This is a genomic window from Lentzea chajnantorensis, from assembly GCF_054300775.1.
Map to the genome: position 1 here is coordinate 7,974,661 of NZ_JBSDZT010000002.1, position 18,690 is coordinate 7,993,350.

21 protein-coding genes are annotated in these 18,690 nt (G+C 70.9%); 8 read left to right on the forward strand and 13 right to left on the reverse strand.

The window, feature by feature from the left end:
* Nucleotides 1-14: 14 nt before the first annotated feature.
* Together ACVDFE_RS38110 and ACVDFE_RS38115 are read right to left on the reverse strand one after the other, a co-directional pair.
* On the reverse strand, nt 15-518 hold the full coding sequence (locus ACVDFE_RS38110) for a DUF3145 domain-containing protein (RefSeq protein ID WP_157529558.1): 504 nt from the start codon (nt 516-518) through the stop codon (nt 15-17).
* A 157-nt stretch (nt 519-675) separates the two neighbouring features.
* Nucleotides 676-801, reverse strand: coding sequence for a hypothetical protein (locus ACVDFE_RS38115; RefSeq protein WP_360397234.1), 126 nt, complete (start codon nt 799-801; stop codon nt 676-678).
* A gap of 268 nt (nt 802-1,069) precedes the next feature.
* Between ACVDFE_RS38115 and ACVDFE_RS38120 the strand changes: the two genes are divergently transcribed.
* The 3 genes from ACVDFE_RS38120 to ACVDFE_RS38130 are packed head-to-tail and all read left to right on the forward strand — an operon-like array spanning nt 1,070 to nt 4,035.
* The gene (locus tag ACVDFE_RS38120) at nt 1,070-2,299 is read left to right on the forward strand and encodes a hypothetical protein (RefSeq protein ID WP_458433821.1); all 1,230 of its coding nucleotides are present in this window, start codon (nt 1,070-1,072) and stop codon (nt 2,297-2,299) included.
* Nucleotides 2,300-2,311: 12 nt separating this feature from the next.
* Nucleotides 2,312-2,674, forward strand: a complete 363-nt coding sequence (locus ACVDFE_RS38125) for a VOC family protein (RefSeq protein ID WP_458433822.1) — start codon at nt 2,312-2,314, stop codon at nt 2,672-2,674.
* A 20-nt stretch (nt 2,675-2,694) separates the two neighbouring features.
* Entirely contained in the window at nt 2,695-4,035 is a 1,341-nt protein-coding gene (locus ACVDFE_RS38130) for a dihydrolipoyl dehydrogenase family protein (RefSeq protein WP_360397230.1), read from the forward strand.
* On the opposite strand, the gene ACVDFE_RS38135 is transcribed toward ACVDFE_RS38130, so the two are convergent.
* From ACVDFE_RS38135 to ACVDFE_RS38145, 3 genes are all read right to left on the reverse strand, one after another.
* A complete protein-coding gene (locus ACVDFE_RS38135) occupies nt 4,023-4,634 on the reverse strand; it encodes a TetR/AcrR family transcriptional regulator (protein ID WP_360397450.1) in 612 nt (203 codons plus the stop codon). The two genes, ACVDFE_RS38130 and ACVDFE_RS38135, sit on opposite strands and share 13 nt — an antisense overlap.
* A gap of 94 nt (nt 4,635-4,728) precedes the next feature.
* On the reverse strand, nt 4,729-4,947 hold the full coding sequence (locus ACVDFE_RS38140; protein ID WP_360397229.1) for a DUF6343 family protein: 219 nt from the start codon (nt 4,945-4,947) through the stop codon (nt 4,729-4,731).
* A gap of 1 nt (nt 4,948) precedes the next feature.
* A complete protein-coding gene (locus ACVDFE_RS38145; protein WP_360397228.1) occupies nt 4,949-5,551 on the reverse strand; it encodes a hypothetical protein in 603 nt (200 codons plus the stop codon).
* A 135-nt stretch (nt 5,552-5,686) separates the two neighbouring features.
* Between ACVDFE_RS38145 and ACVDFE_RS38150 the strand changes: the two genes are divergently transcribed.
* Nucleotides 5,687-6,115: a MarR family winged helix-turn-helix transcriptional regulator gene (locus tag ACVDFE_RS38150; RefSeq protein WP_360397227.1), complete on the forward strand. Its 429-nt coding sequence runs from the start codon at nt 5,687-5,689 to the stop codon at nt 6,113-6,115.
* Between the two features lie 89 nt (nt 6,116-6,204).
* On the forward strand, nt 6,205-8,658 hold the full coding sequence (locus ACVDFE_RS38155) for a HelD family protein (protein WP_458433823.1): 2,454 nt from the start codon (nt 6,205-6,207) through the stop codon (nt 8,656-8,658).
* Here the strand turns inward: ACVDFE_RS38155 and crcB are convergent.
* From crcB to ACVDFE_RS38170, 3 genes are read right to left on the reverse strand one after another with little or no spacing between them, the layout of a single operon-like run.
* A complete protein-coding gene (gene crcB / locus ACVDFE_RS38160) occupies nt 8,541-8,879 on the reverse strand; it encodes a fluoride efflux transporter CrcB (protein WP_458433824.1) in 339 nt (112 codons plus the stop codon). The two genes, ACVDFE_RS38155 and crcB, sit on opposite strands and share 118 nt — an antisense overlap.
* Complete coding sequence (locus ACVDFE_RS38165; RefSeq protein WP_360397224.1) at nt 8,876-9,196, reverse strand: CrcB family protein; 321 nt, start codon at nt 9,194-9,196, stop codon at nt 8,876-8,878. Before ACVDFE_RS38165 ends, crcB begins: the two co-directional genes overlap by 4 nt.
* Entirely contained in the window at nt 9,180-9,620 is a 441-nt protein-coding gene (locus tag ACVDFE_RS38170) for a MarR family winged helix-turn-helix transcriptional regulator (RefSeq protein WP_360397223.1), read from the reverse strand. The genes ACVDFE_RS38165 and ACVDFE_RS38170 overlap by 17 nt, the downstream gene beginning before the upstream one ends.
* A gap of 57 nt (nt 9,621-9,677) precedes the next feature.
* Between ACVDFE_RS38170 and ACVDFE_RS38175 the strand changes: the two genes are divergently transcribed.
* From ACVDFE_RS38175 to ACVDFE_RS38185, 3 genes are all read left to right on the forward strand, one after another.
* The gene (locus ACVDFE_RS38175) at nt 9,678-10,715 is read left to right on the forward strand and encodes an MFS transporter (protein WP_360397222.1); all 1,038 of its coding nucleotides are present in this window, start codon (nt 9,678-9,680) and stop codon (nt 10,713-10,715) included.
* A gap of 84 nt (nt 10,716-10,799) precedes the next feature.
* A complete protein-coding gene (locus tag ACVDFE_RS38180) occupies nt 10,800-11,603 on the forward strand; it encodes an SAM-dependent methyltransferase (protein WP_360397221.1) in 804 nt (267 codons plus the stop codon).
* 109 nt (nt 11,604-11,712) lie between these two features.
* Nucleotides 11,713-13,683, forward strand: a complete 1,971-nt coding sequence (locus tag ACVDFE_RS38185; protein ID WP_458433825.1) for a putative bifunctional diguanylate cyclase/phosphodiesterase — start codon at nt 11,713-11,715, stop codon at nt 13,681-13,683.
* Here the strand turns inward: ACVDFE_RS38185 and ACVDFE_RS38190 are convergent.
* The 5 genes from ACVDFE_RS38190 to ACVDFE_RS38210 are packed head-to-tail and all read right to left on the reverse strand — an operon-like array spanning nt 13,649 to nt 18,654.
* Nucleotides 13,649-15,007 carry an NAD(P)(+) transhydrogenase (Re/Si-specific) subunit beta gene (locus ACVDFE_RS38190; RefSeq protein WP_360397219.1) on the reverse strand — a complete coding sequence of 453 codons (1,359 nt, stop codon included), beginning with the start codon at nt 15,005-15,007 and terminating at the stop codon, nt 13,649-13,651. The two genes, ACVDFE_RS38185 and ACVDFE_RS38190, sit on opposite strands and share 35 nt — an antisense overlap.
* Nucleotides 15,004-15,270, reverse strand: a complete 267-nt coding sequence (locus tag ACVDFE_RS38195; protein WP_053737731.1) for an NAD(P) transhydrogenase subunit alpha part 2 — start codon at nt 15,268-15,270, stop codon at nt 15,004-15,006. Before ACVDFE_RS38195 ends, ACVDFE_RS38190 begins: the two co-directional genes overlap by 4 nt.
* On the reverse strand, nt 15,267-16,358 hold the full coding sequence (locus tag ACVDFE_RS38200; RefSeq protein WP_458433826.1) for a Re/Si-specific NAD(P)(+) transhydrogenase subunit alpha: 1,092 nt from the start codon (nt 16,356-16,358) through the stop codon (nt 15,267-15,269). The genes ACVDFE_RS38195 and ACVDFE_RS38200 overlap by 4 nt, the downstream gene beginning before the upstream one ends.
* A 45-nt stretch (nt 16,359-16,403) precedes the next feature.
* Complete coding sequence (locus tag ACVDFE_RS38205; RefSeq protein WP_458433827.1) at nt 16,404-17,474, reverse strand: APC family permease; 1,071 nt, start codon at nt 17,472-17,474, stop codon at nt 16,404-16,406.
* A 4-nt stretch (nt 17,475-17,478) separates the two neighbouring features.
* Nucleotides 17,479-18,654: a nitric oxide synthase oxygenase gene (locus ACVDFE_RS38210; protein ID WP_458433828.1), complete on the reverse strand. Its 1,176-nt coding sequence runs from the start codon at nt 18,652-18,654 to the stop codon at nt 17,479-17,481.
* Nucleotides 18,655-18,690 lie beyond the last annotated feature (36 nt).

The following is an 18,690-nucleotide window of genomic DNA, read 5'->3' on the forward strand; positions in this document are numbered from 1 at the left end:
GACTGGCCGGGCGCTCACCCGACGCGGTGCAGCCACGTGACCGGCGCGCCGTCGCCGGCACGGCGGAACGGTTCCAGCGCGTCGTCCCACGCCGCGCCGAGGAGCTCGTCGACACCGTGCGCGAAGGACTCACCGCCGCGGGAGCGTGCGGCCAGCGCACGCAGCTGGTCCTCGTTCACGACGATGTCGCCGTTCGCCGAAGTGCGCGCGTGCCACAACCCCAGCACGGGCGCGAAGCAGAAGCGCTCTCCGTCCTGACCTGGGGACGGTTCCTCGGTCACCTCGAAACGGAGCATCGGCCACGCGCGCAGCGCAGCAACGAGTTTCGCGCCGGTACCGGCGTCACCGGCCCACGCACATTCAGCGCGCAACTGTCCTGGTGCCGCGGGTTGCGCTGCCCACCTGAGGTCCACTCGTTCGCCAAGGGTGCCCGAGATCGCCCACTCGACGTGCGGACAGACCGCAGACGGCGACGAGTGGACGTAGACCACGCCACTGGTGCTGCCACGGGTGCTCACTGCTGACCTCCGCTACTCGACGAGGGACGTCTTCCCCTACGCCTTTGCCGAGTGAGGTGATCACCGTGGAACCCGTTCGCTGCATTCTGCCTCGACTTGAGGCATGTCCGCCATAAGAACCAGCTCGATCATCACCCGACCGGGTCAGATACAGGTCTTAAGTCCCGATCTCCCCTGCCGAGCGATGCGTGATCGTGATCTCCAGCGCGTTTACCGCGGCGACGATCGTGGTGGACGTGCCCAGGTCGAGCAGGGCGGGACCGTGCTGCGGCTTGACCGTCACCGGGCCAGGGTCGAACGCCCCGCCACCGGACGGCCCAGGAGTTGCCGACGACCTGTCGTGGCCGCCGCGACAGGGGAGGCGGCGGCCACGGGCACCACGGCGAGCAGCGCAGCACGGCTGCAAATGGACCCTCCGTGAACATAGGCAGACAATCCATCCAACGAGTGATCCACTTTCCGGTGACGGGTGTCACGCAACGTCTCGACTGGCCGCAGGTGAACGACCCCGGAGCGCTACGGTGTGCCCCCGTGCGGAAAGGTGGGGACTCGTGCGGTTGATCCGTCTGGGCGCTGAACCCTCGGCCATCGGGGCGGACGTCCGCGCTGCCCTCACCGCGTGCGGCGCAGGCACGGAGGTGCTCGGCGGGGTCGCGTTGACCGGCGTGCAGCCCCCCGACTGCCCGGTGCCGCTGGACGCGGTCGTGGTGTTGCCCAAGGGCGTGCTGGTGATCGTGGGCGTGGACCTGCCCGACCCCGCCGTGAAGCTGGAGGCCCCGCTCGGCGGGACGTGGACGATCGACGGCTGGCCGCTGGTCAGCCAGGACGGCATGCCGAACCCGGCGACCGAGGCCGTGGCGGCGGCGACGGCGGTGGCCCAGCGGTTGCAGGCCATGCGCGCCGAACCGCTGCCGGTGAGCACGGTCGTCGCGGTCGGCCCGTTCGTGAGCCAGGTCGTGCAACCCTCCGCGGACCTCAACCGCGGTGTGCGGGTGCTGCACCCCAAACCGTCCACATTGCTCACCGCGGCACGCGAGCTGGCCACGTCGGCGGTGCCGTGCTCGGCCGAGCACGCGGCCAAGCTGCTCGCCGTCCTGCAGACCACCGGCACGCCGCCGGACACCGCGTCGCTGCTGGGCGAGGGCTTCTCCGACGCCGTCTCCCCCGACCTGGCCTCCGCCAGCACCATGCTGATCCCGAAGATCGGCGTGCGACCGCCGGTGGGCAGGCGCGGGCCGGTCAAGCTGCGCTGGCCCTACCTCGCGGGCGCCGGTCTGCTCGTGCTGGTCCTGCTCGTGTGGCTGGTCGTGGCGCTGCCCGGCGGTGACCCGCAGGTCGTTGCCACGGAGACGCCGCCGCCCGGCCCGACGACGGTGGTCGTGGACGGCACGACGTTCGTCCCCCGAGACGCCCAGCAGGACGAGGACTGCGCTGCGCAGGCGTTCGGCGACGTCAAGGCCTGGCTGGTGGCGAACGAGTGCGGCCGGGTCCAGCGCGCCACCTACGAGACGACCGTCAACGGCCGCAAGGCGTCCGTGCTGGTCGCGGACCTCGACGTGATGGACGCCCCCAGCGCCAAGGCGTTCCACGCGATCGTGGCGGCCCCCGGCTCCGGTGGCGTGAACGCGCCGGACGGCAACCCGCTGGCGAACGCGACGTTCGCGAGCGGCGTGAAGGGCAGCCACGTCCAGCTGGCGTTCGTGGTGTGGTCCGGCGGGGCCGGCGACGCCGCGCTCGACCCGATCGCCAAGCAGGCGTTGCGGCTGCCCACCTCCCGGTAGAGGGTGGAGGGCATGATCGGACAACTTCGTTCCGTGGTGGTCGACTGCCCCGACCCCTCCGAGCTGGCGTCGTTCTACGAGAAGCTCCTCGGCGGCGAACGCCTCGCCGGCAGCGAGGACCCCGACTGGGTGGTGGTCGTCGCGAGCGGCACGCGGATCGCGTTCCAGCGCGCGCCCGAGTACGTGCCGCCGGTGTTCCCCGACCCGCACGGCTCGCAGCAGTTCCACCTCGACGTGCTGGTCGAGGACGTGGAGCTCGCCGAGTCCCAGGTGCTCGCGCTCGGGGCCAAGCTGCTCGCGCGCGACAACCCCGACGACTACCGCGTCTACACCGACCCGGTCGGGCACACGTTCTGCCTCCTGTGGCTCACCTAGAACCGTTCTAGTGTGGCGCCATGGATTTCGACGTCATCGTCATCGGTGGTGGCCCCGTGGGTGAGAACGTGGCCTGGCGGACGGCCGCCGGTGGCCTGTCCACCGCCATGGTCGAGAAGGAGCTGGTCGGCGGCGAGTGCTCGTACTGGGCGTGCATGCCGTCCAAGGCGTTGCTGCGCTCCGGTCACGCGCTCGCGGCCGCCCAGCGGGTCAAGGGCGTGGTCGGCGGCAGCCTCGACCCGCTGGCGGTGCTGGAGCGGCGCACCTCGTTCACGTCCGACTGGGACGACGCGGGTCAGGTGCAGTGGGCCGAGTCGGTCGGCATCACCGTCCTGCGCGGTGACGGCGAGGTGACCGGCGAACGCGAGGTCACCGTCGGCGGCGAGGTGCACCGGGCGCGGCTGGCCGTGGTGGTGTGCACCGGCAGCGTGCCGAAGATGCCGCCGCTGGACGGCATCGACGACACTCCGGTGTGGACGTCCCGCGAGGCCACGTCGGCGCGCGCGGTGCCGGAGTCGCTCGTGGTGCTCGGCGGCGGCGTGGTCGGTGTCGAGATGGCGCAGGCGTGGGCGCGGCTCGGGTCGAAGGTGACGCTCGTGGTGTCGGGCGACCGCCCGTTGCCGCGCATGGAGGACTTCGTCGGGCCGCTGGTCGCCGAGGGCCTGCGGGCCGACGGGGTCGAGGTGCTGCTGAACGCGCGGGCCGCGGCCGTCGAGCCGGGCGCGCTGACGTTGCGGGACGGCCGGGTCGTGCGGGGCGCGGAGATCCTCGTCGCGACCGGGCGGGTGCCGGCGACGAAGGACGGCAAGCCGATGAGCATCGACGACACCGGTCTCGTGTCCGGCGTGGACGGGCGGTGGCTGTACGCGGCCGGTGACGTCACCGGGCGTGCGCTGCTCACCCACCAGGGCAAGTACCAGGGCCGGGCGGTCGGGTCGGCGATCCTGGAGCGGTCGCGCGGCTCCGAGCCGGAGCCGTGGTCGGCGGGCCAGGCCAGCGCCGACCACGTGGCGGTGCCGCAGGTCGTGTTCACCGACCCCGAGGTGGCCTTCGTCGGGCACACCGCGGAGGAGGCACGGGCAGCCGGACGCGACGTCAAGGTCGTGGACCTCGACATCGCGGTCGCCGGGTCGTCGCTGCACGCCGACGGCTACAGCGGCAAGGCGCGGATGGTCGTCGACGAGCGCACCCGCACCCTGGTCGGTGTCACGTTCGTCGGCCAGGACGTGGCCGAGCTGCTGCACGCCGCCACCATCGCGATCGTCGGCGAGGTGACCGTCGACCGGCTGTGGCACGCGGTGCCCGCCTACCCGACGATCAGCGAGGTGTGGCTGCGGATGCTGGAGGCTTACGGCCTCTGAGGTTCCAGCACGCCGCCGAGCATGCCCGTGAGCAGCTCGTTCGCCGTGCCGACCACGTACGCGCGGTCGTCGGGGTCGACCCGTTCGGCCAGCTTGAACAACGCGTCCGCGGTCTGCACGGCGATGCGGAAGGTCAGCATGACCGGTGCGTCGCCGTGCGCGCCGAAGCGGTTGACGAACATCTCGGCGAGCCGTTCGGCCATCAGCTCGTACTGGTCGACGCTGGAGTCGAGCCGGTGGCTGTCCAGCATGTCGCTGAACCGCACCCGGCCGAAGCCCGGCAGCTCCGCCAGCATCCGCATGTAGACGGCGACGACCTGGGTCATGGCCTCGCGCCAGGTGTCCGCGATGAGGTCGCTGGAGAACAGTTCCTCGACCTCGCTCAGATATGCCTCCATACCGCGCAAGGCGAGCGCGTGCACCACGGACCGCTTGTCCGGGAAGTATTGGTAGAAAGAACCGATGGGCACTCCGGCCACGTCGACGATGCGCGCCGTGGTGATGTCGTCGTAGTCGTATTCGTTCAGCAGGCTCGCACAAGCGTCCAGGATCGCGGAGACGGTGGCCGCACCGCGTTGTTGCACCGGCTGCCGACGCATCACCCTGGCCAACCTGCCCCTGGCCGGATCTTCATGCACAACGACATCTTCATCCATCGGACGGCCAAGCCCAAGCACGGGTTCCCGGCAGTTCTCAGCCGGGATCTCCGCGCCGTTTCCGGCGGGCCACCCAGGCGAGGTCGACGAGGCACACGACGGCGAGCAGCCACAGCACGACGGCGAGCCAGACGAGGTCGGCGCGCAGGGCCAGCCACCCGGCGACCGAGTTGAAGACCAGCCCGAAGCCGGCGAGCCACAGCCGCAGCGTCAGCGCGCTGCGCGGCGGGGCGGGCGGAGGGAGGTAGTCGCTCACCTCACCCGGTTTCCCGCAGCAGCGGCGCCTCAACCGACCTCAGCGGCCGCGGCGGTTTCGTCACGTAGGGCTGAACGAGGCGGGTGAGCGCCACACCGGGCGCGATGAGCGGCACCACGGCGGTCAGCACGGCGGCGGTGGTCGCGGCCCTCAGCACGTCCCTGGGCATGACGGCGACCCGGTCGACGACGAACGCGCGCCGCCCGGTGAGCGACACGACGGCGAGGACGGCCAGGAACACGAGCATGCTGAGCATCGCCCGTTGCACGGCGTGCTCGTACCCGGCCGCCTCACCGGCGACGAGCACCGCGAACCAGCCAGCCAGGGCGGGCAGCTGCCCCTGTTCGGTGGTCGCCGCCCAGCTCAGGCCCCCCAGGGTGGCGAGCCAGGCGAGGACGTCGGCGCGGTCCTGCGCCCAGGCGGTCGCGACGTGCAGGGGCAGGCCGGTCCAGGAGAGCAGGCCGAGCGGTGTCGGCGGGTGGGCGGCGAGCTGGCCCAGGACCCAGGCGAGCAGCCACGCCGACAGCAGCACCGCGAGTGCGAGCTGCCACCGTGGCCGGCGCACCACGCAGCGGGCGAGCCGGACGATCTCCGCGCGCGTCATACCCCCACCTTGCCGTCCCGCGGTGCTCCGTGGAGAAACGTCACCCCGATGCTCACCCGTGCGGCCCTCGTCCGGGGGTGTCGACCACGCTGCGCAATCCACGATCGTGTGACGGATCTTTCCTATGCTGAAGTGATGAGCATCGATCAGCTCCTGCGTCTGCCCAGCTACCTGATGCTGCAGCTGGTGCGCGAGGCGCGGCGGCTGGGCCGGGGCGAGCTGCGCGGGCCCCAGGTGACGGTGCTGGCCTGTCTGGCCGAGCAGGAGGCGGTCGCGCAGAAGCGGATCAGCGAGCAGGTGCGGATGGACCCGAGTGACCTGGTGTCGGTGCTCGACGACCTGGAGGGCCGCGGGTTCGCCCAGCGCAGGCGTGACGTGCGGGACCGGCGGCGGTTCACCGTGTCGATCACCGCGGCCGGGCGCGAGGCGTTGCGGCAACGGCTGGAGGCGGCGCGGGCGCACGAGGAGGAGCTGCTGGCGTCGTTGACCGAGCCCGAGCGGGTCGCACTGACCACACTGCTGCGGAAGGCCTACCTGCACCACGCGGACATGCGTGTAGATTAGCCAGTCTGCGCTCAGACGACGGAGTGCGGGCAGGAGAATGCGATTCAGGATAAAACCTGACGTCGCAGGGTATCGAGAAATGAGGCACGTTGTCAAGCCCCTCCGATGACCTCCGGTCGGCCGAAATGGAGCCGGAGCAGGAATACGTGGCCATGTTGTACGGCCGGCTCGACGACCTCCGCGAACAGACGTCGAAACGACTCGCACAATCGTTGCGACAAACCGGCGGCACGCACCAGATGCGGTCCGAGCGCGACACCTCCGTCGCGATGTACACAGATCAGCTGGCGCAGTACAGCGCGGTCGAGAACGGCCTCGCGTTCGGCCGGCTCGATTTCCACAACGGTGACCGGTTCTACATCGGCCGAATCGGTCTCTTCGACGAGGACAAGGAATACGAGCCGCTGCTGATGGACTGGCGCGCCCCCGCGGCCCGCCCGTTCTACCTCGCGACTGCCGCCTCCCCCGACGGCGTGCGCCGCCGCCGGCACCTGCGCACGCGCTCCCGCAAGGTCATCGGCCTCGACGACGAGGTCCTCGACATCAACTCGGTCGAGCCGTCCCGCAACGAGGGCCTGACCGGCGAGGCGACCCTGCTGGCCGCGTTGAACGCCTCCCGCACCGGCCAGATGAGCGACATCGTCGCGACCATCCAGGCCGAGCAGGACGTCATCATCCGGTCCGAGCTGAACGGCGTCGTCGTCGTGCAGGGCGGTCCCGGCACCGGCAAGACCGCGGTGGCCCTGCACCGCGCCGCCTACCTGCTCTACACGCACCGCCGCCAGCTGGCCAAGCGCGGCGTGCTCGTGGTCGGCCCGAACACCACGTTCCTGCGCTACATCAGCCAGGTCCTGCCCTCGCTGGGCGAGACCGGCGTGCTGCTCTCGACCGTCGGCGAGCTGTTCCCCGGCCTCACGGCGGTGGGCAGGGAGTCGCCGGAGGTCGCGACGCTGAAGGGCCGCGTCCAGATGGCCGACGTGATCGCCGCCGCGATCCGCGACCGCCAGGAGGCCCCGCCGTTCTTCGACATCCGCTTCGACAACGACGTGCTGCGCCTGGACCGCCGCGCCATCTCCGACGCCCGCGGCCGCGCCCGCCGCACCCGCCGCCCGCACAACGAGGCCCGCCGCACGTTCGCACGCGAGATCATCTCGACGCTCGGCGGCATGGTGGCGGCCAAGCTCGGCGGGCACCTGCTCGACAAGGCGGACGTGGACGACATCCGCCGCGAGCTGCGCGAGTCCGAGGAGGTCCAGGCCGCGATCTCGGCGCTGTGGCCGGTGCTGACGCCGTTCTCGCTGCTGTCCGAGCTGTACGCGAACCCGAAGCGCCGCAACCGCGCGATGTCGAAGTTCACCCGCGAGGAACGCGACCTGCTGCAGCGGACCTCGGACGACTGGACCCCGGCCGACGTCCCGTTGCTCGACGAGGCCGCGGAACTGCTCGGCGAGGACGACACGGAGGCCAAGGCCCGCGCCGAACGCCAGCGCCGCCAGGCCATCGAGTACGCCCAGGGCGTCCTCGACATCCTCGACCTGGAGGACGACGCCGACCCGGACATCCTGATGGCCACGGACCTGATGGACGCTTACCGGCTGGCCGAACGCCACGGCGTGGACCGCTACGAGACCGCGGCCGAACGCGCCGCGGCCGACCGCACCTGGACCTTCGGCCACGTCATCGTGGACGAGGCCCAGGAGCTGTCCGCGATGGCGTGGCGCACGCTGATGCGCCGCTGCCCCAGCAAGTCCATGACGGTGGTCGGCGACATCGCCCAGACCGGCGACGTCGGCGGCGCGCTGTCGTGGGACTCCGTGCTGTCCCCGTACGTGCAGAACCGCTGGCGCCTCACCGAGCTCACCGTCAACTACCGCACCCCGGCCGAGATCATGGAGGTGGCCGCGGACGTGCTCGCGTCGGTGGACCCTTCTCTCGTGCCGCCCGCTTCGGTGCGCGACACCGGTGTGCCGCCGTGGGTCGCGTCGGTGTCGTCGTACGCCTCCGAGGTCCCGGCGCTGATCTCGTCCGAGGTCGCGGCCGTGGGCGACGGCAAGGTGGCGGTGATCGTTCCCGCGGCACTGCTGCCCTCGGTCGGTGCGGCCGTGGTGTCGGAGGTCGCGAACTCGTCGACGGGCGAGCTGGAGGACGCGCAGGTCGTGGTGCTGGGGGTGACCGACGCCAAGGGGCTGGAGTTCGACTCGGTGGTCGTGGTCGACCCCTCGGGCATCCTGGAGGAGTCGCCGCGCGGGGCCTCCGACCTGTACGTGGCGTTGACGCGTGCGACGCAGCGGTTGGGCGTCGTGCACTCCGGGTCGTTGCCGGACGTGTTGTCCCGCTTGAAGGACTGCAGCTCCGCCCGGCCTCCTGCGCGAAACGGTCGCGGTGCCGCCGACGGCATCGTGGGCGCGGAGGAGGCCGGGAACGTTCAGCGTGCCAGCGCCAGCCCCAGAGTCGCGGCCCCCACCCCCAGCACGACGCTGACCGCGACGTTCACCAGCGCCGCCCGGTACTTCTCCTGCTCCAGCAACGACACCGTCTCGTAGCTGAACGTCGAGTACGTCGTCAGCCCACCGCAGAACCCCACCCCGAGGAGCGGCATCCACGCCGTCCCCACGAAGAACCCGATCAGGAAGCACCCCAGCACGTTCACGACCAACGTGCCGTACGGGAACGCCGACCCGGCCCGCTCCTTCACCGCCCAGTCGACCAGGTACCGGGCCGGCGCACCCAAAGCCGCCCCCACGAACACGGCGAGCACCGTCACCGCGTCACCCGCACCCCGACGAAAGCCGCAGCCACAGCACAAATCGGCGTCAGCAGAAGGAACAAAGGCCGTCCCGCCAGCGCGTACGACGAGAACGTCGTGAACCCGCCCAGGAACCCGACGCCGAAGAACGCGCGGACCAACGGCCGCGGCGCGGTGCCCATCAGCACGCCGATCAGGAACGACCCCAGCACGTTGATCACGAACAGCCCCAGTGCGCCGGGCACGAACGCCGACATCCCGTAGCGCGCCACGCCGCCGAGTCCGCCGCCGAGCGACACCAGGGCCACGAACCGGGGGTCAGGACGGTTCGGCAAGGTGCTCCACCAGGTGGTCCAGGGCCTTCAGCGCGCGCACGACGTCCTCCCGTTCCGAGGACTCCAGCTTGCCCAGTGCGGCGCCGATGCGCTTCTCGTGCTCGCGCTGCCAGACGAGCAGCTGTTCGTGTCCACGGGGTGAGACGGATAGCCGTGCTACCCGCCTGTCCCTGGGGTCGGCGCCGCGGACGACCAGGCCCGAGTCGATCAGCTGGGACACCAGGCCGGAGACCGTGTTGGGGGCCAGCCGCAGCGACGCGGCGAGGTCGCCGACCTTCATCGGGGGGCGTTCCGCGAGGGTTTGCAGCAGCTCTACCTGCGCCATCGGCAGGGACTCCCACGGCCAGTCCGCACGGATGCTCGTCCGCAGCGCCCGGCGCAGGCGGGTGACGACGTCGGTGAGCGTGCGGGCTTCGTCTGACATGCGGAAATCTTACTGAACGCGGGGATATAGCTCTGTGTCAGATATAATCTGACCACGATGAACTGGTTCGTCACGGAGTCCCCCAGGCCGGCGTGGATCGCGCAGTGGCCGAAAGCGCGTTGGCTGGTCATCGCGACCGTGTGCTTCGGGGCGTTCATGGGGCAGTTGGACGCCTCGATCGTCACGCTCGCGTTCCCCGCGATGGCAGAGCACTTCGGGCACGACCCGGAGATCGTCTCGATCAGCTACCTGGTCACGCTGGTGGCGTTGCTCGTCCCAATGGGCAGGATCGCCGACCGGGCCGGGCGCAAGATCGTCTACATCTACGGGTTCGCGCTCTTCACGGCCGCGTCGGTGGCGTGCGCGTACGCGCCGAACTTCGAGCTGCTCGTCGGTGCCAGGATCGCGCAGGCGGCGGGCGCGGCGATGTTGCAGGCCAACAGCGTCGCGCTGGTCACGACGAACGTGCCGCCGGAGCTGCGGCGCAAGGCGCTCGGCATCCAAGCCGCGGCGCAGGCGGCCGGGCTCGCGGCGGGGCCGTTGCTGGGCGGGTACCTCGTCGAGCACCACGGGTGGCAGGCGGTGTTCGCGATCAACGTGCCCATCGGCGTCGTCGCCATGATCGCGGGCCACTACCTGTTGCCCCGCACCAGGAGCACGCGGGAAGAGCGCGGCAGGCCCGGTCTCGCGGTGCTGCCGGGGCTGCTCGGCGTCGGGCTGACCTACGCGGCGTTGTTCGCGCCGATGACGTTGCTGCCGTTCACGATGAAACAACCGTTGGCGCACATAGGGCTCACGATCGCCGCGCTGCCGCTGGGGTTCGCGGTCGCCGCGACGCTCATCCACCGGCCGGGTGCCAGGACCGGGGCGTTGATCGCCGCCGTGGCGGTGCTCATGCCGGTGCCGCCGGTGGTGCAGCTGCTCGCGGCGGGCATCGGGCTGGGCATCATCGCGCCGTCGTGCACGCGACGGGTGATGGGCGCGTTGCCGGACCACCAGGCCGGTGTGGGCAGCGGGATGGTCAACGTCGCGCGCGGACTCGGCACCGCGCTGGGTGTCGCCGTCGCGTCGCTGCTCATCAACGCGTTCCAGTAGTGGCACCGGTTTCCGCTAGGCCGAAAGGGCGCCTCGGGGCGCTACCCCTCCCGCTCGCCGGTGGTGCCTCAGTAGCCTGGGCGCATGTCTGAACGGGTGAGCTGGGTCCCGCAGAACGTCGACACCGGGAAGCCGAGTGCCGCGCGCCTGTACGACTACCTGCTCGGCGGGGGGCACAACTTCGCCGCCGACCGGGCGCTCGCGGAGAAGTTCCTGAAGGCGCAGCCGAACGCGCGCACGATCGCGCGGCTGAACAGGGCGTTCCTGCGCAGGGCCGTGTTGTTCATGATGGACAACGGCATCCGGCAGTTCCTCGACCTGGGCAGCGGCATCCCGACGGTCGGCAACGTGCACGAGATCGCGCAGAAGGCCGACCAGGACTCGCGCGTCCTCTACGTGGACTTCGAGGAGGTCGCGGTCGCGCACAGCCAGCTCATCCTGGAGGGCGACCCGCGCGCCGCGATCGTGCAGGAGGACCTGACCAGCCCCGTCGCGGTGCTCAAGGCCGCGCGGGAGAGCGGCGTGATCGACTTCACGCGGCCCGTCGGCGTGCTGGCCGTCGGCGTCTTCCACTTCGTGCCACCGGAAGCGGACCCGAGGGCGGTCGTGGCCACCTACCGCGACGCCGTGCCCGAGGGCAGCTACCTCGCGTTCTCCCAGTTCACGCAAGACCTCCAGCCCGCGGAGATGGCCGGGATCGTCGAGGTCATGAAGAAGAGCCAGAACCCGATGCACCCGCGCACCCGCGGTGAGGTCGAGGCGTTCTTCGACGGCTTCGAACTGGTCGAGCCGGGCATCGTGCCGTTGCCGCTGTGGCGCCCGGAGGGCACGAACACCGAGGACCCGGACAAGGCGGGCATCTACGCGGCGGTCGGGCGCAAGGTCTGAACCAGCGGTTCCGGACCGGCGGGCCTGGCCGGGAGGGGCCGGCCGGGCCGGCTCCCCTGCTCGTCGATGTTGGCCCGGCGGCGGCGAATCCGTACGCTCTGTGCACAGGATGGAACTTCCGCAGCTCGCCCGCCGCTGGATGCACGCGCTGACGTCGACCGCGTACATCCCGCTGTCCCACGCCGAGATCGAGCAGACCCTGCTCGACGCGCTGCACACGCTGGCCGACTCCCCCGAAGCGGTTGCGAAACGGCTGGTGTCACTGCACGCAACCGGCCCGGAGTCGTTGCGCGTCACGATCGAGCTGCTCTCCCCCACCTTCGGCCTGCCAGTGCTCGCCCAGCTCAGCTCGGCGTACGCGCAGGCCATGCGGATGGACGCGTTCGACCAGCAGGAGCAGATCAAGGTCGCGATCGTGCGGGCCAAACAGCGGGTCGAGCGCACGCTCAAGGTCAGCCAGGCGCGGTTCCAGGAGGTGTTCGACTCCGCCGCGCTGGGCATCGTGATCACGGACTTCAACGGCCGCTGCGTCGAGGCGAACGACGCGCTGGCCGAGATCATCGGACTGGAGTCGGGCGCGGACCTGCACGGGCGCGACCTGACCGACTTCTACCACCCGGACGACCTGGCCGCGTTGAGCGCGTCGTACCAGCAGGTGCGCGACGGGCACGTCGACCGCTTCCGCGACCAGCGCAAGCTGATCCGCGTGGACAGCGAGCCGGTGTGGGTGCACCTCGCGGTGTCGGTGCTGCGCGACGCGGACGGCGAGCCGACGCACCACGTGACGATGGTCGAGGACATCAGCGAGCTGCACCTGTTGCAGCGCAGCCTCGACCACCAGCTGCTGCACGACTCGCTCACCGGCCTGTCGAACCGACAGCACTTCGTGACGCAGGTCGAACGCCGCCTCGACACCGACCAGGTCACGCTCTACCACCTCGGCCTGGACGCGTTCTCGGTCGTCAACAACGGTCTCGGCCACGACACCGGCGACAAGCTGCTCAAGATCGTCGCGAACCGGCTCGGCAAGCTCGCCGGTGAGAAGCACGCCGTGCTGGCCCGGATCGGCGGCGACGAGTTCGCGTTGCTGACGGTCTCCGACACCGTCACCACGACCGTCGAGGAGATCCAGGACGCACTCGCGGAACCGACCTTCGTGGACGACCACGGCATCGCGCTGTCGGCCAGCATCGGCGTGGTGGACCGGCCGCCCGCGTTCGCGACCGCGGGTGAGCTGATGCGGTGCGCGAACGCCGCGCTGCGCCAGGCGAAAGCGCGCGGCAAACGGCAGTGGGCGTTGCACGACCCGCACGACGACGCGCGCAGGCGGGGCCGGTACGCGCTGGCGGCGTCGATGCCCGGCGCCTGGGAGCACGGTGAGCTGAAGATCGTCTACGCGCCGGTGCACGACCTGGAGACCCGGGAGCTGCTCGGCGCCGTCGCCCGCCTGCACTGGGACGACCTGAGCCACAACGACACCATGGCGCTCGCCGACTCGACCGGCCTGTCCCTGCCGCTGGGCCGGTGGCTGCTGCGCGAGGCGTGCGGGCAGGCCGCGGCCTGGGTGGCGCGGCTCGGTGAGCGCGCTCCCACGCTGCACGTCGCACTGGGCGCCCTGCAGTCCCGGGACGAGGACCTGGTCGCCGACGTCAAACGCGCCCTCGACGAGACCGGCCTGCCCCCGGAACGGCTGCGGATCGCGCTCGACATCTCCTCCGTGCTGGCCGGCGACGACAACGCGCTGGTGCTGCACGACAGCGGCATCGTCGTCGCGCTCGACGGCTTCCGCGGCGGCCACGACGAACTGGCCGTGCTCGCCGAGGTGCCGGTCCGCTCGGTGATCACCCGCGCACCGGCACCGGGCTCCGGCTCGCCGCTGCTCCAGCCGATGCGCGACCTCGTGACCACCGTGCACGGCCTCGGCGTGCGGTTCGGCGTCGACGAGGTGCACACGGCGGAGGAGGCCGACCTCTGGCGTTCACTGGGCGCCGACGGGGTGATCGGCCTGCTGCCCGCACTGACCGCCGACGAGGTGACCGAGCTGCTCACAACTGCTTCACCGCCGCCAGCAGCTTCGTGAGCGAGTCCTTCGCGTCACCGAACAGCAGCGTCGTCTTCGGGTTGTACAGCAGCTCGTTGTCCACACCCGCGAACCCCGGCCGCATCGACCGCTTCATGAACACCACGGACTTCGCGCGGTCCACGTCGAAGATCGGCATGCCGTAGATCGGGCTGGACGGCTCGTCGCGCGCTCCCGGGTTCACCACGTCGTTCGCGCCGACCACCACGGCCACGTCCACCGACGTGATGCCGGGGTTGACGTCGTCGAGCTCCTTGAGCTGCTCGTACGGCACGTCGGCCTCGGCCAGCAGCACGTTCATGTGCCCCGGCATGCGCCCGGCGACGGGGTGGATGCCGTACGCCACCGACACCCCGCGCTGTTCGAGCTGCGCCACGAGCTCACGCACGGCGTGCTGCGCCTGGGCGACCGCGAGCCCGTAACCGGGCACCACCACCACGTTGTTCGCGTACCCCAACAGGATCGCGACGTCCTCGACCGTGCCCGACTTGACCGGCCGCTGCTCTTCTCCCTGCGCCACAACGGTTGCCGTCTTGAACGCCCCGAACAGGATGTTCGTGAGCGACCGCCCCATCGCCTGCGCCATCAGCCGGGTGAGGATCGTGCCGGACGCGCCGACGAGCGTGCCCGCGACGATCAGCAGCGTGTTCGCCAGCACGTAGCCCGACGCCGCGACCGCGAGGCCGGTGAACGCGTTGAGCAACGAGATCGCGATCGGCACGTCCGCGCCACCCACCGGCAGCACGAACAACGCACCGAGCGCGAGCCCGACGACCGCCAGGAGCCACAGCAGCAGCCCGGACTCGGAGCTGACCACCAAGGCGCACAGGGCGATCGACGACACCGCGGCCGCGATCGCGAGCTGCTGACCGGCCGGCAGCAGCACCGGGCGGGTCGTCATCAGCTCCTGCAGCTTCAGGAACGTCACCACCGAGCCGGAGAAGCTGACCGAGCCGATCAGCACCGTGAGCACCGTCGCGAGGCTGAACAAGAACCCCGGGTCGGGCACCGCGAAGAACTCGGCCAGCGCCACGAGTGCCGCGGCGGCGCCACCGACACCGTTGAACAGCGCCACCATCTGCGGGATGGCGGTCATCTTCACCGACCGCGCGGCCGGGATGCCCACCACCACACCGAGTGCGACGGCGAGCAGAATCCACAGTCCGTTGTGGACGACGCCGTGGACGTAGGCGGTGACGACGGCGACCAGCATGCCGAACGCGCCGATGAAGTTGCCGTAGCGCGCGTACTTCGGCGAGCTCAGGCCCTTCAGCGCCAGGATGAAGCAGAGCGCGGCGACGAGGTACATCAGCTGGACGGTCATCGTTTGAACATCTCCAGCATCCGGTCGGTCACCACGAACCCGCCCACCACGTTCACCGTCGCCAGGAACACCGCCAGCAGCCCCAGGACGAGCTCCAGCGTGCTCTCCGCGGACCCGGTGATGAGGATCGCGCCCACCAGGATCACGCCGTGGATGGCGTTGGCGCCGGACATCAGCGGCGTGTGCAGGATCGTGGAGACCTTCGAGACCACCTCGAAGCCCACGAACACGGCCAGCACGAAGATCGTCAGCAGGTCGATCACGGCAACTCCTTGCGGATCCGGCCGTCGTGGGTCACGCAGCAGCCGGCGAGCACCTCGTCGTCGAGGTCCGGCAGGACGACGCCGTCCACGACCATCAGCTTGAGCAGGTTGAGGACGTTGCGCGAGTACAGGCGGCTCGCGTGCACGGGCATGGAGGACGGCAGGTTCCGCACGCCGTGCACCAGCACCTCGCCGACCCAGTTCTCCTCCCCGGCAACGGTGTCGGTGCAGTTGCCACCGGACTCCGCGGCCAGGTCGACGAGCACGGAACCGGGCGGCATCGCCTTGAGCATGTCGGTGGTCACGAGCACCGGCGCCTTGCGGCCGGGGATCGCGGCCGTGGTGATGACGACGTCCGAGGCGGCGACGTGCGCGCCGATCAGTTCCCGTTGGCGTTCCAGGAACTCCTCGGACTGCACGGAGGCGTAGACGCCGGACTGGGTCTCCAGGTCGAGCTCCAGGAACTTCGCGCCGAGGCTGCGGACCTCCTCGCCCGCGGCCTTGCGCACGTCGTAGGCCTCGACGACGGCGCCGAGGCGGCGTGCGGTCGCGATGGCCTGCAGGCCCGCCACCCCGGCGCCCAGCACGAGGACCTTGGCCGGGGGGACGGTGCCCGCCGCGGTGGTGAACATCGGCAGGAAGCGCGGTAGTCGTTCGGCGGCGACCAGGACCGCGCGGTAGCCGGAGACCAGGGCCTGCGAGGACAACGCGTCCGCGCTCTGGGCTCGGGTGACGCGGGGCAGGAGGTCGAAGCTGAAGGACGTGACCCGTCGCTCGGCGTACACGCGGATCAGGTCCTGGTCGGTGGCGGGTTGCAGGAAGCTGATGGTGACGGCGCCCGGTTTCAGCCGGGACGCCTGCTCCGGGGTCAGCGGTTGGACGGACACGACGACGTCGGACTCGGCGGTCGGGTCCTCGGACGTCACGGTCGCCCCGGCCGCCCGGTAGGCGGCGTCGGGAGCGTGCGCGTGGCGCCCCGCACCTTCTTGGACGTGCACGGTCAGACCGGCATCGACCAGCGACGACACCGTTTCCGGTACGCAGGCGACGCGACGCTCGGCGGGCCGCGACTCTGCGGGTGTTCCCACTTTCACCGTACGCACGTTACGCGATCAAAGGTGACCTGGGCCACATCACAGTTGCCAGAGCACCGCACCGGCGAGGGTGAGGCACCCGACGAGCCCAACGGCGGGCACGAACCGCTTACCGAGCGTCCACGCGCTGGCGTTGGCGATCGCGTAGTAGAGCAGCACGCAGAACGAGCTGAACACGATCGCCCGAGTGACGTCGACGGTGAGCACCAACACGATCGCGACCAGGCCGGTGGCGACCTCGGCGGCGCGCAGGTCCGCGAGCAGACCCGGCAGCCTGCGGTCGCGCGCCATCGCCAGAGCGGTCCGGCTGACGCCCAGCTGCAACGACAGCAGCGAGCCGAGCGCGGCCAGGCAGGCGGCGACCCGGATCACCGGCGCCAGCGCGGGTGACACGTCGGCGAGCGTCCTCGTGGCGAGGTCGCTGCCCAGCGCGCTCAGCGCGGTGACCGCGACGGCCGCGTACACGACGAGCGTGATCGCCAACGAGATGACCACGGCACGGGGAATGGTTCGCTCCGGTTCCTTGACCTCCTCTCCGAGGGTCGCGATGCGCGCGTAGCCGGCGAACGCGAAGAACAGCAGCGCGGCGGCGGGAAGGATTCCCGCGGACAGGAACTCCGCCAGCTGCACGGCTTCACGCGCGGTCACGGTCGTCGCGACGAGCACCAGCAGCACCGCGACCACGATGGCCCTGGTGACCAGCGCGGACTTCTGCACACCGGTCAGGTTGAGCACCGTCAGCGCCACGATCGCCGCCACGGCAACGGTTTTCGGTGCGCCGGCGTAGGTGCCGACGGTCAGCGCCATGGCCGCGCACGACGCCGTCTTGCCGAGCACGAACGCCCACCCGGCCAGGTCGCCCCACACCCGCCCGAGGCGTTCCCGGCCGTAGACGTACGTGCCGCCGGAGCGCGGGTACCGCGCCGCGAGCCAGGCGCTCGACAACGCGTTGCAGCAGGCGATCACGCCCGCGATCACCAGGCTGACGAGCAGTGCGGACCCGGCGGCCGCCGCGGCCGGGGCGAACACCGCGAAGACACCGGCGCCGATCATCGAGCCGAGCCCGACGAAGACGGCGTCGGTGAGGGTCAGGCTTCTGGCGAGCTGCACGTGGTCAGTGTGCGACAGGGCACTTCCCGGGGGCCGCCGAGGGGAAGAAGTTCGGCAGCAGTTCACCGGTGTCGTAGTAGCGGTGGTAGACCGGCGTCAGCCCGCCCGACACGGGCGGCACGATCCAGGACCAGTCCGCGGGGCAGGAACGTCCGGCGGCCTCCTCCTTCTCCAGGTGCGTCAGGAACCTCTTCGACTCGGTGTGGTGGTCGGTGATCGTGACACCGGCCTGGGCGAACGAGTGCAGGACGGCGCGGTTGAGCTCCACGAGGGCCCGGTCGCGCCACAACGTCGCCTCCGACGACATGTCCAGGCCCATCCGCTTGGCGAGGTAGGGCAGCAGGTCGTACCGGTCGTGGTCGGCCAGGTTGCGGGCGCCGATCTCGGTGCCCATGTACCAGCCGTTGAAGGGGGCGCACGGGTAGTCGATGCCACCGATGCGCAGGCGCATGTTGCTGATCGCCGGGACCGCGTGCCACTTCACGCCGAGCTTGGCGAGCCACGGCAGGTCGGGGTGCGACAGCGGCACCTCGAGCACCGCGTCGGCGGGGATCTCGACCAGCGCGGGCTCGTGGCCCTCGCAGGAGACCAGCAGCGGCAGCACGTCGAACGGCCCGCGCGTGGCGGGCGGCTGCCACCCGTGCTCGACGGCGAGCTCGGTGAGCGCGAGGTTGCGGGCGTCGCCGAGCACCCCGCCGTCGGGCCCGCGGTAGGCGGCGTAGCGGATGATCTGCTCGTTGAGGACCTGCGGGGCGGGCATGCCGGGCTCGGCCGGGGAGAAGATCGAGATGACCGGCCGGATCTTCCCCTCGTTCGTGGCGACGCGGAGGTGTTCGACGCACTCCGCGGCCACGTCGGCGGGGGCGGACAGCTCCCGCAGGTCGCGCACCTTCAAGCTCCGCCAGTAGAGGCGGCCGATGCAGCGGGAGCTGTTGCGCCAGGCCACCCGTGCGCCGAAGGTCAGCTCGGCGGCGGTGTGGCGGTAGGTGCCGGTCGCCGCGATCTCGGCGTGCACCTCGGCGAGCCGGGCTTCGACCGGACCCAGGTCGGGGTGTTCGGCGTGGTGCAGGCGGACGAAGTCCTCCACCTCGGCGATGTCGAGCTCGCCGGCGGTCTCGCCCGGCGCCGGGGGGAACGCCGTGAGGGAACGGGGCATCACATCAGTCGGGACGGGGGTCATGGCGAGGCACCGTATCGCCGCTTTCGTGTGGCGAAA

Bases quoted from the DNA above. Each gene is read 5' to 3' on its own strand.
- ACVDFE_RS38125 (WP_458433822.1), top strand. From the start codon at position 2,312: ATGATCGGACAACTTCGTTCCGTGGTGGTCGACTGCCCCGACCCCTCC.
- ACVDFE_RS38130 (WP_360397230.1), top strand. From the start codon at position 2,695: ATGGATTTCGACGTCATCGTCATCGGTGGTGGCCCCGTGGGTGAGAAC.
- ACVDFE_RS38135 (WP_360397450.1), bottom strand. From the start codon at position 4,634: ATGCGTCGGCAGCCGGTGCAACAACGCGGTGCGGCCACCGTCTCCGCG.
- ACVDFE_RS38145 (WP_360397228.1), bottom strand. From the start codon at position 5,551: ATGACGCGCGCGGAGATCGTCCGGCTCGCCCGCTGCGTGGTGCGCCGG.
- ACVDFE_RS38150 (WP_360397227.1), top strand. From the start codon at position 5,687: ATGAGCATCGATCAGCTCCTGCGTCTGCCCAGCTACCTGATGCTGCAG.
- ACVDFE_RS38170 (WP_360397223.1), bottom strand. From the start codon at position 9,620: ATGTCAGACGAAGCCCGCACGCTCACCGACGTCGTCACCCGCCTGCGC.
- ACVDFE_RS38175 (WP_360397222.1), top strand. From the start codon at position 9,678: ATGAACTGGTTCGTCACGGAGTCCCCCAGGCCGGCGTGGATCGCGCAG.
- ACVDFE_RS38180 (WP_360397221.1), top strand. From the start codon at position 10,800: ATGTCTGAACGGGTGAGCTGGGTCCCGCAGAACGTCGACACCGGGAAG.
- ACVDFE_RS38185 (WP_458433825.1), top strand. From the start codon at position 11,713: ATGGAACTTCCGCAGCTCGCCCGCCGCTGGATGCACGCGCTGACGTCG.
- ACVDFE_RS38190 (WP_360397219.1), bottom strand. From the start codon at position 15,007: ATGACCGTCCAGCTGATGTACCTCGTCGCCGCGCTCTGCTTCATCCTG.
- ACVDFE_RS38210 (WP_458433828.1), bottom strand. From the start codon at position 18,654: ATGACCCCCGTCCCGACTGATGTGATGCCCCGTTCCCTCACGGCGTTC.